This window comes from Paenibacillus sp. JJ-223 (assembly GCF_927798175.1).
Taxonomy (GTDB): Bacteria; Bacillota; Bacilli; order Paenibacillales; family Paenibacillaceae; genus Paenibacillus; species Paenibacillus hubeiensis.
Map to the genome: position 1 here is coordinate 421,810 of NZ_CAKMMP010000003.1, position 13,159 is coordinate 434,968.

A 13,159-nucleotide genomic window follows, 5' to 3' on the forward strand; every position below is an offset into this window, starting at 1 on the left:
GTGAACAGCCCTTGGGTTGTATTTTTTTTGGATGTCAGCTTTAATTCGGAATTTGATGTTATAATACTTAACAAGAATTAATGGTTCCAGCCGATTTATTACTTTTAAAACTACAGATCAACCTGAAAAAGACGGTGAAACTAATTCGTTTATGGTTTTAATGTAATGTACATGGGAGGTAATGTCCATGCAGCTCACGGTTAAAGAGGCTTTGCAGGTGTATCCGCTGTCCGAGGCCAAATTGGTCGCCGGCGGGGAAGGAACTTCGCGTATGATGAAATCCGTAAACGTCATGGATGCTCCGGATATTGCGGACTGGATCAAATCGGGCGAGATGTTGTTTACGACCGCCTTTATTATGAAGGACAACGAAACAGATGCATTGCGCCTGATGCGGCGCCTGAATGAACGGGGATGTGCTGGGCTTGGCATCAAACTGGGACGTTTCTGGCAGTCCATTCCTCAAGGCATCATCGAAGAAGCGGATCGTTTGCGAATGCCTTTGCTGGAATTGCCGTTCCAATTCACATTTTCCGACCAGATGAACGCATTGTTTAAAGCCGAGCACGAGCGCTCCCATCGTTTGCTGCACGAGGTGATGCAAAAGCAGAAAAGGCTGATGAAATTCGCCCTGCATCAACAGCCTTATCGCAACGTGTTTGCCGAGCTGGCGGCGATCCTGAGTCATCCGCTTGCGGTAATCGGTCCTCGCGGACATGTGCTTTTCGGAAGTGAAGGCATTGCTGCGGATTCGGCGGTACAGGGATGGCCTTGGAGATCGGTCATGCACCGCGTCAAATGGAATCAAGGGAGCTGCCATCGCGTGCCCATCAAGCATAATGACGAGGAGTACGGTTTCCTGCTCGTATTCACGGATTCGGCATTATCGCTCAAGGCTGAGGAAGAATTGTTTCAACAAGCCGCGGACGTGCTTGCCTTCTATATGGATATGACGTATCGGGAACACATTAACCCGACCGTGCAAGACGAGATGCGCACATGGCTGACTCAATATCTGGGCAATAAACTGACGATCGAAGAGCTGAACATGCTTAGCGAAAACAAAGGCGTTTACCTGTTCCAGGGCACGTACCAATGCGTGCTTACCACGTTGGAGCCTGCCGCAGTTGCCGATGGCAAGCTTTTGAAACAGATTCACCGCGAGCTGCAGTACAACCCGCTGATGCAGTTTGCGTCCTCGCAGCATTTTCAGATCGAAGACGGCATTCTATCCCTGTACACTTGTCCGACTGGAAGGGACTATGGAGAAGAATTATCCGCGTTTCTTCTTAACCGTTTTGCTGACGTGCTCGCAGCGCAGGAGGCGAAGGGAGCTTCCGCTCCGCGTTTTTGGATCAGCAAAATGAAACATGAACCCAAATCGCTGCGCGAAGCTTACCAAGAATGCCTGGATACCGGGCAGCTGGCACGCCGATTCGGGATGAAAGACCGGGCGCTGCAATTTGAAATGGTGGAGTTTGCTTATGTTTTTCAACATGTGCCGGATCGCATCATGGAAAATTACTGCAACAAAGTGTTGGAGCCGCTGCTCGCGCACGAGGGGGATCCGAATCAGGTATTGATGAACACGCTGGAATCTTTTATCGAGAACGACGGTCTGATCAATGAGGCAGCCAAACGCTTGTACGTGCATCGCAACACGGTGACGTATCGCATGGAGAAGATCGGCAGCTTGCTGCAAATGGACTTCAAAAAAACGAACGATTTGCTGAAATTGAAGCTGGTCTTTACATTCCGCAAATTCATCCGTGACAAAAACAGTCCTCGTACTTGAAGTGAGTTTGAAGTTAGATAATATTCCATAATTCAACTGAAAACCAAGGAAATGTCGCCGTGCTTCCGTTGAGAAGCATGGTTTTTTGTGCTTAAAGGCACATGTCAGTAAAAAAGAGCCGTGCACGGCAAACAATTCAACTCACATATGTTATGTTATATCACAAAGTTGCATGATTATTATTGTTGCTCCAAGAACCTGCACGTACAATGAAATACAACAATCTACCAAAGACCGGAGGTGATGGAATGGATGAGTTCATTACACGCATTAACAACTGGTCTGCGGAACAATACGTGCAAACGTTCGGCGGGCTTTTCGAGGAATCGCCGTGGGTAGCCGAGCACTCCTATGGTATGCGTCCCTTTGCCTCTTTTGAACACATGATGAACGTCATGAAACAAGTTGTTCTGGCAGCCGATACCGAGGTCAAGCTGCAGTTGCTTCGCAATCATCCCGATCTTGGGGCACGTATCCGCATGAGCGACAGTTCGGTGCAGGAACAGGCCGGAGCCGGGCTGAACTCCCTTTCTCCGGTGCAATTCGAAGAGATGAACCGATTGAACAGGAAGTATACGGACCGACTGGGGTTTCCGTTTATAATGGCGGTGAAAGGACACCATCCCGATTCCATTTTGCATGCCATGCGGCAACGCAATGAGCGGAGCTGGGACGAAGAATTTCGGACGGCGCTCGGTGAAGTGTTCAAAATCGCTTCGATCCGTTTGGAGCAATGGATCACGCAGGCGGGAACTATGTCAGCCAGCTCGGGAGGACGCATCACCACGCATGTACTGGATACGTCCAGAGGCGTTCCGGCAGCTGGAGTGAATGTGGAATTATACAGGATGACGTGCAATAAGGAAATGGAGAGCTGGTCAAGGGAAGGTGCGTCCTTAACCAATACAGACGGGCGGCTGGATGCGCCGTTGTTGGTTGGAAGCGAGCTTCAAAAAGGCATTTATGAGCTTCGGTTTCATGTGGAGAAGTATTATTCGGAGCGGTTGGGCGAAGGAGAGGGACCGTCGCTGCTCTGGACCGTGGTTCCGATCCGGTTCACCGTTTCCGATGCGAACAGTCACTACCATATCCCTTTATTGATCGCGCCAGGGGGATACAGTACATACCGGGGGAGCTAAGTAAGCCGAGTACCGGTTTTGAGGCGGAGGGCAGGACGATGGCAAACATGGATACGATCGTCCGGGGCGGCCGGGTAGTGCTGCACGTTCCGGGTGTGCTGGAAGCGGTAATGCTGCATCACAAATTTGCTTTGCCTGCGGGGGAGGCGGTACAAGCGGCACTCGATGTCTATGCAGGAAAGGAGGGAGCATTATGCTGAACCAGATGCCGGTTTCCAGAAATGCCATGGTTACTACGCCGCATTATATCGCCAGTGCGGTAGGGAGCTCCATCCTGCAGCAGGGCGGAAGCGCGGTCGATGCAGCAATAGCGATCAGCGCAGCCTTGGGCGTTGTCTATCCGCATATGACAGGGTTGGGCGGAGACGCATTCTTCCTTGTTCACGATGGGCAAAGCGGCAGGATTGCGGCTTACAACGGGAGTGGACGCTCCGCTGCAGGCATAAACGCGGATACTTTCAAGTCGATGGGGATGAGTGCCATTCCGCAGCGCGGCGTGCTTAGCGCGATCACCGTTCCCGGCATGGTCGATGCCTGGTGGGAAGTGTGGAACCGCTTCGGCAAGCTGGAGTGGGCGGTATTGCTGGAGCCCGCGGCGCGTTATGCCGAGCAGGGGTGCCCGGTCTCCCGCAATCTGCGCCTGTGGATGGAAAGAGATGAAGAATTGATTACGGGATATGCGCCGCTTAGGCGCATTTACGCCCCGGAAGGCACTCTTTTGCGGGAAGGAGACCTGCTGCTGCAGCCTGAACTTGCGGCCTCCATTCGTTTGCTCCAAAGCGGGGGACGCAAAGCTTTTTATACAGGGGAACTTGCCGAACGCATCGCTGCAGCCATGCTTGAAGACGGTGGCATGCTGACCGCGAAGGATTTTGCCGATCACCGGGGCGCATGGGTAGAGCCGGTCAGCACGGATTATCGGGGCTATCAAGTGCATCAAATGCCGCCGAACTCGCAAGGGTTCTCGATGCTCATGATGCTGAACATGCTGGAAAACATCAATCTTTCGGCGGTGGCGCGCACGTCGCCCGAGTTCTACCATCTGATGGCCGAAGTGGTGAAGAAGGCTTTCCGCGATCGTGATCGGTATTTGACGGACCCGGATTTCAGGAAGATCCCGCTTGAGCACCTGTTGTCCAAAGCTTACGGCAACGAGCTCTGGAACGAAATTCATGCGGCACCGCCTTCCGCGCAGCCTTTCATCTCCCAAACGATGGGGCAGGATACCGCGTACGCGGCCGTGGTTGACGGCGATGGTCATGCCGTTTCGTTCATTCAAAGCCTGTATTTCGATTTTGGCTCGGCCTACGTGCCTGGAGGCACGGGGATCATCATGCAAAACAGAGGTTCTTTTTTTTCGCTCGATCCGAAGGATGCCAACGTGCTGGAGCCGGGCAAACGTTCCTTCCATACGTTGATGCCTGGCATGGTCACCCGGAACGGAAAGCCTTGCCTGCTTGTAGGCACTCAGGGTGGCGAAGGTCAGCCGCAAACGCAGCTGTCCGTGCTGACCGGCGTGTTGGATTACGGGCTAACGGTTCAGGAAGCGATCGGGCTGCCGCGTTGGGTTTACGGCCGCACTTGGGGTGAGGATGGGGACACCATGCGCGTCGAGAACCGATTTCACGACGATGTATGCGACACGCTTGCCCGCTGGGGACATCAGGTAGAAGCGGTATCGCCGTGGGATGGCATTATGGGCCAATCGCAAGGCATTGCGATTAGCGAGGACGGCATGATCAGCGGCGCGGCCGATCCCAGGGGAGACGGCATGGCGATCGGATGGTAGCCGATAACCCAACCACGCATTAGGGTGATTGCCTGGTCTTTGCTGCAGGATATAGACCAGTTCAAGGGCACAGATTGAAAACGGATGGGGGAAAAGACATGGGAACGATCCTGCTGAAAGGTGCTCAGCTCGTTACGATGAATGCGGACGAAGAAGTATTTACGGGCGATCTCTTCATCGAAGACAACCGGATCAAGCAAATGAAGGAGAATATCGACGCTCATGCCGATGAGGTCATCGATGCCCGCGGCAAAGTGCTGCTGCCGGGTTTCGTCCAAACGCACATCCACTTGTGCCAGACCTTGTTTCGCGGCCGCGCGGACGATCTGGAACTGATGGATTGGCTGCGGCAGCGCATTTGGCCGCTGGAGGCCGCGCATGATGAGGAATCTGTCTATTATTCGGCCATGCTCGGGCTCGGGGAACTCATCTCGAGCGGCACAACGACGATTCTGGACATGGAAACGGTCCATCATACGGAATCTGCTTTTCAAGCAATGGCACAGAGCGGCATTCGCGTCATTTCCGGCAAAGTCATGATGGATCACGGCGACGAGGTGCCGGAGCCGCTGCGCGAGAGCACGTCCGCTTCGCTGCAGCAGAGCGTGGACTTGCTGGAGAAATGGAACGGTTTCGGCGGCGGGCGCATCCAGTATGCGTTCTGCCCGCGTTTCGTCGTCTCTTGTACCGAGGATCTTCTGATCCAAGTCAGGGAGCTGTCCAATCAATATCATGTTCGCGTCCATACCCATGCATCCGAAAACCGGGGTGAAATCGAACTCGTCGAGCATGAACGCGGCATGCGCAACATCACGTACCTGGATCACATCGGGCTCGCCACGCCAAGGCTGGTTCTGGCTCACTGCGTGTGGCTGAGCGAAGAGGAGAAGGAGATCATCCGCAAACGCGGCGTCAAAGTAACGCATTGTCCCGGATCCAACCTGAAGTTGTCCTCCGGGATTGCAGATATTCCGGACCTGCTGAACCGACAGATTGCAGTGGGCATCGGCGCCGACGGCGCGCCGTGCAACAACAATCTGGATATGTTTCAGGAGATGCGTTTGACGGCGCTGATCCAAAAGGTTCCGCACGGGCCGACGATGATGGATGCACGCACGGTGCTGCGAATGGCCACGATGGGAGGAGCCGAGGTGTTGGGTATGTCGAAGGAGATCGGCAGCCTGGAGGTCGGCAAAAAAGCAGACGTCGTGCTGCTTGATCTGGACGATTTTCACACCTATCCTTCTTACGATACGGATGTGTACTCCCGCGTCGTGTATTCCGCAACGCGGAGCTGCGTGGATACGGTGATCATCGACGGCCGCATCGTGCTTGGCAACCGCAAAATCCGGACGATCGACCGTGGTATGGTGCTGCGGGAATCGGATAAAAGCATCGCGCGGTTGATGAAACGAATCTGAGTGAATCGGCTTTCAGCAGAAGCGAATGGAGGAACAGCCATGGAGATGCATGATCTGTGCGCGGCAGCCATCCGCGAAACGAGCTGTGTACTGGCAACGGCGGTGAAGGTGGAAGGCCATGCTTACCGCAAGCAAGGGGTTTCCATGCTGCTCACCGAACGCGGAGACATGTTCGGGAGCATCAGTCCCGGCTGCCTGGAAAGCGATCTTCAGGCTCGCGTTGGCCACGTCCTTGAGACGGGGAAACTGGAATGGGTCGAATACGACATGCGTCCGGAGGAGGATTGGTCCTGGGGAGAGACGATTGGCTGCGGAGGATTCGTGTTGGTCCTTCTTGAGCCTGTGCATGAAGAACTGCGTTCGGTGATGCATGAGATGTACGTTTGTCTGGAGGAAGGGATTGCCGTTGAGCTCTTGCGCCGTTTTCATGCGGATTATTCCCGGACGGAGTATGTTTTGAAGCGAAGGAACGGGATTCTCGACCATATGGAGATTCCTTCGACTAACTTGGCAGCCCTTCACGCTGGAAAAGAGAGCGAAAAGGAAGAAACGGTTGGCGGGACCGAACGGATGAACCCTGATAAAGCAGAAGAAACCGAAGCATTATCGAACAGTGCTATGGCGGCTGAACAGCGTTGGAACATGCCGCGCTGCCTGAGCAGCGTCCATTCTCCCAAGCCACGCCTTGTCATTGTGGGTGCCGGCAATGACGCGATACCGGTAGCGGGACTTGCGGGAGCTTCCGGCTTCCGCGTCGTGGTCGCCGACTGGAGGGAATCGCTCTGCAATGCGAAGCGATTTCCCCAGGCGGAGCGCGTGCTGGGTTTTCCAAACGAGATCATGCGTGTCCTGCAGATCCGAAGCGGGGATTACGTCATACTGATGAGCCACCAGTTTCCGCGCGAACGCGAGTTTTTGGAGCTGTTGGCAGCTTGCGAGTATCGATATCTAGGAATTCTGGGTTCCAAAACAAGAACGGGAAGACTGCTGAAGGGTCTTCCCACGCTTCCCAATTTGCATGCACCGGTGGGGCTGACCATCGGGGCGGACGGTCCGCAAGAAATTGCCGTTAGCATCGTGGCCGAACTCATCGCCGATAGAAGAGCTGTTTCGGCGAGAAAGCCGCCTGCCGGAGGAGGAGAAGCCTGTGAAACTGACAGGGATCGTGCTCGCGGCCGGTCGGAGCAGCCGACTGGGGCGTGACAAGTTGGCCGTTACGATGCCTGGGGGCAGAAGTCTCGCGGCTTGGGCATTGGAGGCCGCTCTAGGCTCTTCCGCCCTGGCGAACGTGGTTTGCGTGGTGAAGCCCGAGGATGATTTACGGTGGGTGCCTTCGGAATGGATGGGCGAGGCAAAAGCCCGTAATGGCAGCGTTTCTGCCCGTATTCGGCAGACGATGCTGCAGCTCACGGCATGTACCGATGATCGCGAAGGCATGGCCAACTCGCTGCGTTGCGGCATCCAGGCTGCGATGCAGACCCGCCCGGAAGGTGTCGTGATTTTGCTCGCGGACCAGCCCTTGCTGCAATCCCGGCACATCGACCTTGTGGCACGTGTTCTGGCGGAAGATCCCTTACTGGATTACTCGGCAGCGATGGACGGCACTCCCGGAGATTTCGGCAAACCGCCGATCGCGTTCCGGTGTCACATGATGGAACGGCTGCTGCTGCTTCATGGGGACGAAGGGGCGCGAACGGTATTGCGTGAGCCATGTTATAAGGGCGGTCAGGTGATCCTGCCAGACTTTTCCTTTTGGGATGCCGATACGGAGCCGCAGCTGGCGCGCATTATCGATTTCGCGGAACGTACGCAAGTGAAGTGAGAGTGTGAATGTGATATGAGCAACGATTTGGATCGATCCCCGACGCCAGAACCATGAAAGAAAAAGGAGATGGGGCATAATGGCTGTTCCGGCATACGGATCGGGTGCAAGACCACATGTATGGCAGCCCGCAGACCTGGATGAGCTGCAAATGGCAAAACAACGCTGTGGCGATAACTTTATATTCGTGGCGGGCGGCACGCTGCTTCGCACGCAGTGGGAAGGCGGGATCGCCCCTTTCCCCCGGCATCTCATCAGCCTTGAACGAATTGCGGAGGCATCCGGGATTTTCGTAGAAGAGGACCGGCTTGTGCTCGGGGCGCTGAATACGTTGAATGAATGTGCGGCGAATCCATTGTTGCAGCGGTTCCCGCTGGTGCAGGATGCCGCGAGGGCCATTGCGGCCCCATCGATTCGCAACCTGGCGACGATTGGCGGCAATGTGGTGTCCGGCGTAGGCGATGCTATTCCGGCCTTATTGGTATATGACGCAGGCTTGCAGTGGATGACGGACGCGGGCATACAGGTTCAGAGCCTTTCTTCTTGGCTGGCGGAAATGAAGACGGGGAAACACGATCCTCATCGCATGCTGCTGGCCGTTCAGCTCCCTCTGAGTTCGGCAAACGGAATCGGGACTGCATGCCAGGAACAGCCGTTGACATTGAAGCAGGTTTCATTCTTCCGGAAGCTGGGCCGACGGGAGACGTTCACTGCTTCGCTGGTCACCATTGCTTATCACGGACTCATCGGGTCAGACGGACGCTGGATCGAAGTTCGCATTGCGGCAGGCGGAGGATCCGGTTTGGCGATGCGCCTCAACGAAACGGAGGCACTGCTTGGCGGCAAGGTAGCGGACATTCAACAGTCAACAGCGCTGAGCCAGGCTGCAGCTTCCGAATTCTTGACCTATGGAGACGCATTTGCCACAGACCTCTACCGCAGCCAGGCGGCGGGCAATCTGCTGGGAGGCGGCTTGTGGGAAGCACTTGGCCGATCATAAACCGAGATCGATATGAAAGGGGAGCGGGTACATGCTGATTCATCGGGAAAACAGCGGCAAACGATGGCATCTTCGCCCCGACGGGGCGGGCAAAGTAACGGGGCAGCTTCAATATCTGACCGATATGTCGCTGCCGGACATGGTATATGGAAGGGTTTTGCGCAGCCCGCACCCTTATGCTCGGATATTGTCCATTCATACAGAAGAAGCCGAGTCCATGGAAGGCGTTCTTGCGGTGCTGACGGCCAAGGACGTCCCGGGATTAAATCGCTTCGGAATCGCCACGCCTGACCAACCCGTGTTCTGCGAAGATGTCGTTCGTTATGTCGGCGACGCCGTTGCCGCCGTCGCCGCGGATACGCCCGAACGCGCAGCGCTTGCGCTGGAAGCGATCCGGGTGAGCTATGAAGAGCTCGTCCCTCTCGATAGCACGGATGCCGCCTTGGCGCCTGAAGCCCCGGAGCTGCATGAGCACGGACCGGGCAATGTGCTCCATCGAACCGAGATCAAACGCGGCAACGTGGAGGAAGCTTTTGCCGCATGCGAGCATGTGGTGACCGAAACATACTACACGCCAAGGCAAATGCATGCGTACATGGAGACGGAAGGCGGGCTTTTCGTTCCGGAACGGGATGGAAGGCTTCATGTATACGCGGCAACGCAGCATGGTTATAAAGACCGAATGCAATTGGCCCGCATTATCGGCTGTTCGGAAGAAGATATCCGGGTCGTATCATCTCCGATCGGCGGATCGTTCGGCGGCAAGGACGAACTCAACGTACAGCCGTACGGCGCATTGTTGGCATTACGTTGCGGACGTCCGGTCAAAATGCACAACTCCCGTAAGGAATCGGTTCGGGCGGGATTGAAGCGGCATCCGATGAAAATCGAAATGCAAACAGGCATCAGCCCCGAAGGCATGATACTGGCCCATAAAGTCCGCATTACCGCGGATACCGGAGCCTATGCCACCTTGGGAGCACCGGTGCTTAATTTTGCCACGGAACATTGCCTCGGTCCTTATGCGATCCCGAACGTGGACGTGGAGGGGGTCTCGGTATACACCAACAATGGCGTATCGGGCGAGTTCCGCGGATTCGGAGGGAACCAGGCGATCTTTGCGATGGAGGGCCAGATGGATCGTCTTGCCGCAATCATGAACATGGATCCGTGGGAATTCCGCAGACGGAACCTGAGGGCCAAAACCGATCCGGGACCGCTCAACCAGCGCATTCTCGTCACGGATGGGTTGGCGCAGGTATGGGAAGCCATGGACCGTTCGGAGCTATGGCAAAAGCGCCTGCGTCCTCAAGCGGCTGCAAATCTGCCGCCATGGATCAAACGGGGCGTTGGCGCGGCCATCGCCATGCACGGCGCAGGGCTGGGCTACGGCATTCCCGATCCCGCAGGGGGCCGCTTGTCGCTGAACGCGTCGGGACGGATCGAAGCCGCGTTCGGCTACGAAGAATTCGGGCAAGGGCTCGTGGCGACGCTGGAAATTATGCTGTGCGATCTGTTCCAATGCAGCCGGTCCGACCTCAGCATCGTCATCGGCGATACCGACAAGGTTCCGCACAGCGGTTCGAGCACGGCCTCGCGCTCGACCACGATGGCCTGGATGGCTTTGCAGCGGCTTCAGGTTCCCTTTCGCGCCAGAGTACTTGAGGCAGCGTCAGGCTTGTCGGGAATCCCGAAGGATGAACTGGCGACCGGGCCAGGAGGCGTATGGCGCGCGAAAGATCTGGCCTGCATGGAGGATGGGAGCGAAGCTGAAAAGCCGGAAACAGGGTTGCCGGAGATAACGAGAAATGAAGATAAAGTGCGAGTTGGCACAAGGTCGGGTGGACCTGCTGCCATCGTGTCATATCAAGCATTGGTTCAGCAGGGCGAACCCGAGGATTGGGTATTCGATACGCGTTTTGAGTACCCGACTACCCCGGACAACGTTGTCGGCGGGCACTATCTTTATACGTATGCCGCAGTGGCTGCCGAGGTGGAGGTCAATACGTTAACGGGTGAAGCCAGGCTGCTGGATACGCGCCATGTGGTTGCCGCAGGGCCTGTCATCAACCCGATGGGTTTCTTGGGACAGATCGAAGGCGGCAGCGTGATGGCGCTTGGCTTTACTCTGACGGAAGATGCAGTGATGAAAGATTCCCGCTACGTAACCACGAATCTCGATACGTACCTGATTCCAACCATTCGCGATATCCATGCGTCCTTGGAAGTGGAAGCGATCGAGGATTTGCCGGAAGGGGACCCGTACGGTCCTCGGGGCATCGGCGAGATCGGATCGGTTGCGTTGGCGCCGGCCATCACGGCAGCAATCCATCAAGCTACAGGCGAATGGTTGACCCGGCTGCCGGTTTCACGCGAGCAATTGATGAGGCCGCTGGATGTACCGCTTGAGGAAGGAGTGAGTCATGGATGAAAGAGCCACGAGGAACCGAGTGGAACGCCATCGTAAACGGTGAGACAAAGCAACTGCACGTGGATCCGTCGACTCGCCTTGTAGATGTGCTGCGAAACGAGCTGAAGCTGACGGGAACCAAAGTATCGTGCGAAATCGGGCGTTGCGGCGCATGCATGGTGCTGGTCGAAGATGTTCCCGTCAATTCGTGCCTCGTCATGGCCTATCAATGTGCAGACAAGGCCATCACCACTATAGAAGGCCTGCACGGCGAAGGGAAGGAGGATCTTCACCCCATCCAGCGTGCTTTTGTCGAGGAAGGCGGGTTTCAATGCGGATATTGCACTCCCGGCATGATCATTTCCGCCAAGGCGTTATTGGATGCGAATCCGCAGCCGACTCAAGAACAGATTGAAACGGCACTGTGCGGCAATCTATGCCGGTGCACCGGATATGGGGGTATATTGAGAGCAGTGAGCAAGGCTCGAGAATTCTACCCTACCGAGTGTTCAACATCCGCCGGTTCCCAAGGGAATGCTTCCAAATCAGGATGACACGGACAAAAATGCCAAAGTTAAACCTTGTTGCCGGGAATGAACCGTCCGAAGTGGCGGTTTTTGTCGTTGAACAACAAAGAAAAGCAATCGTTTTTTGTGGAACCATGCGATAAAAACGCGAAAATGATATGTACGAAACGATAATGACGGAATATAATGGAAAGGAAGTTTTGATTTATAGAGCAGGACGCTGAACAGCCCCAAACAGACGCAGGAGGTGAATGATGCGATTCCGGTGTTTTTTGATCCATGGAGTCACCAGATACCCGATCGAGTGCATAGGGTCTATTTAGCACGCAAAAAAGAAAATACGGTTTTCCGGCCGGGTCATGAGTGAATTTCGATCGGAATAACACGGCATCCAGGAGGATTTTGCAATGGTAGCAAATCGAAGCGTAGCGTTATCGGTAATACTTACTCTTATTACTTGCGGTTTGTATGGACTGTATTGGTTCTATACGATTACCGAGGATACAGGGAGACTTAGCGGAGATCGAGACTTCACCGGCGGCAAACATCTTCTGCTCTCCATTATCACATGCGGGATCTGGACCTTCATCTGGTCTTACCAGGTGGGTAAACATCTGGCTTATGTGCAGCAGCAGCGTTCCCAATACATAACGGATAACTCCGTGCTCTATCTGGTGCTCAGCCTGTTCGGCTTGGGAATTATCAACTACGCGCTCATGCAGTCGGAACTGAACAAGTATTCGTATGCTCCGCATTAATACCCCCTTTCGAAAAAAGGCGGTTGGCACCATCCTGTTAGGAATTACGGGTTATGCGTATTTAAAGGTATGGCTGCCTTGGACGGGATTAAGCATTCCATGCGTCTTTCATGAAATGACGGGATTATACTGCCCGGGTTGCGGGATTACCCGAACGCTCCTCTCTTTGATCCAGGGGGATCTGCCTCAGGCTTTCCGCTTTAATATGCTTGTGTTTGTGTTAGCACCCATGTATCTGGCATATACCATCTCATCGAAATACAAGTGGGACATGACCAAAAACGCCATTATGGCCAGCATGCTGGGGCTAACCCTGTTATTCGGCATGATGAGGAACACCCCTATGTTCGGTTGGATGGCACCCACGTTGCTGGGGTGAAAATAAGGGATGAAGCAGGTATGTCCGACAGGGCATGCCTGTTTTTCTTTTGTTTTTGTTGCTTGAGCGGCTTCATTTTTTTCTATTTTGACCACGTAAATAAATCGCAAAAACTCATT

12 protein-coding genes are annotated in these 13,159 nt (G+C 54.9%); all 12 read left to right on the forward strand.

Annotated features, from left to right (window positions below; genetic code table 11):
- Positions 1-187 precede the first annotated feature (187 nt).
- The 12 genes from L6H98_RS08170 to L6H98_RS08230 all read left to right on the forward strand — a co-directional run bounded on the left by L6H98_RS08170 (position 188) and on the right by L6H98_RS08230 (position 13,040).
- On the forward strand, positions 188-1,795 hold the full coding sequence (locus L6H98_RS08170) for a PucR family transcriptional regulator (protein WP_236414221.1): 1,608 nt from the start codon (positions 188-190) through the stop codon (positions 1,793-1,795).
- 248 nt (positions 1,796-2,043) lie between these two features.
- On the forward strand, positions 2,044-2,934 hold the full coding sequence (gene uraD / locus L6H98_RS31370; protein ID WP_356722658.1) for a 2-oxo-4-hydroxy-4-carboxy-5-ureidoimidazoline decarboxylase: 891 nt from the start codon (positions 2,044-2,046) through the stop codon (positions 2,932-2,934).
- Positions 2,935-2,972: 38 nt separating this feature from the next.
- Positions 2,973-3,134 carry a hypothetical protein gene (locus L6H98_RS08185; protein ID WP_236414222.1) on the forward strand — a complete coding sequence of 54 codons (162 nt, stop codon included), beginning with the start codon at positions 2,973-2,975 and terminating at the stop codon, positions 3,132-3,134.
- Positions 3,128-4,723 carry a gamma-glutamyltransferase gene (ggt, locus tag L6H98_RS08190; RefSeq protein WP_236414223.1) on the forward strand — a complete coding sequence of 532 codons (1,596 nt, stop codon included), beginning with the start codon at positions 3,128-3,130 and terminating at the stop codon, positions 4,721-4,723. Before L6H98_RS08185 ends, ggt begins: the two co-directional genes overlap by 7 nt.
- Positions 4,724-4,821: 98 nt before the next feature.
- Positions 4,822-6,144 (forward strand): 5'-deoxyadenosine deaminase, encoded by a 1,323-nt coding sequence (locus L6H98_RS08195; RefSeq protein WP_236414224.1) that lies wholly within the window; start codon positions 4,822-4,824, stop codon positions 6,142-6,144.
- A gap of 39 nt (positions 6,145-6,183) precedes the next feature.
- Positions 6,184-7,347 carry an XdhC/CoxI family protein gene (locus L6H98_RS08200; RefSeq protein ID WP_236414225.1) on the forward strand — a complete coding sequence of 388 codons (1,164 nt, stop codon included), beginning with the start codon at positions 6,184-6,186 and terminating at the stop codon, positions 7,345-7,347.
- Complete coding sequence (locus L6H98_RS08205; protein WP_236414227.1) at positions 7,292-7,966, forward strand: NTP transferase domain-containing protein; 675 nt, start codon at positions 7,292-7,294, stop codon at positions 7,964-7,966. Before L6H98_RS08200 ends, L6H98_RS08205 begins: the two co-directional genes overlap by 56 nt.
- Positions 7,967-8,045: 79 nt before the next feature.
- A complete protein-coding gene (locus L6H98_RS08210) occupies positions 8,046-8,966 on the forward strand; it encodes an FAD binding domain-containing protein (RefSeq protein ID WP_236414228.1) in 921 nt (306 codons plus the stop codon).
- A gap of 31 nt (positions 8,967-8,997) precedes the next feature.
- Positions 8,998-11,397, forward strand: a complete 2,400-nt coding sequence (pucD, locus tag L6H98_RS08215; RefSeq protein WP_236414229.1) for a xanthine dehydrogenase subunit D — start codon at positions 8,998-9,000, stop codon at positions 11,395-11,397.
- A complete protein-coding gene (locus tag L6H98_RS08220) occupies positions 11,394-11,930 on the forward strand; it encodes a (2Fe-2S)-binding protein (RefSeq protein WP_236414230.1) in 537 nt (178 codons plus the stop codon). The genes pucD and L6H98_RS08220 overlap by 4 nt, the downstream gene beginning before the upstream one ends.
- Positions 11,931-12,310: 380 nt before the next feature.
- Entirely contained in the window at positions 12,311-12,661 is a 351-nt protein-coding gene (locus L6H98_RS08225; protein WP_236414231.1) for a DUF4234 domain-containing protein, read from the forward strand.
- Positions 12,648-13,040, forward strand: a complete 393-nt coding sequence (locus L6H98_RS08230) for a DUF2752 domain-containing protein (RefSeq protein ID WP_236414232.1) — start codon at positions 12,648-12,650, stop codon at positions 13,038-13,040. Before L6H98_RS08225 ends, L6H98_RS08230 begins: the two co-directional genes overlap by 14 nt.
- Positions 13,041-13,159: the final 119 nt, after the last annotated feature.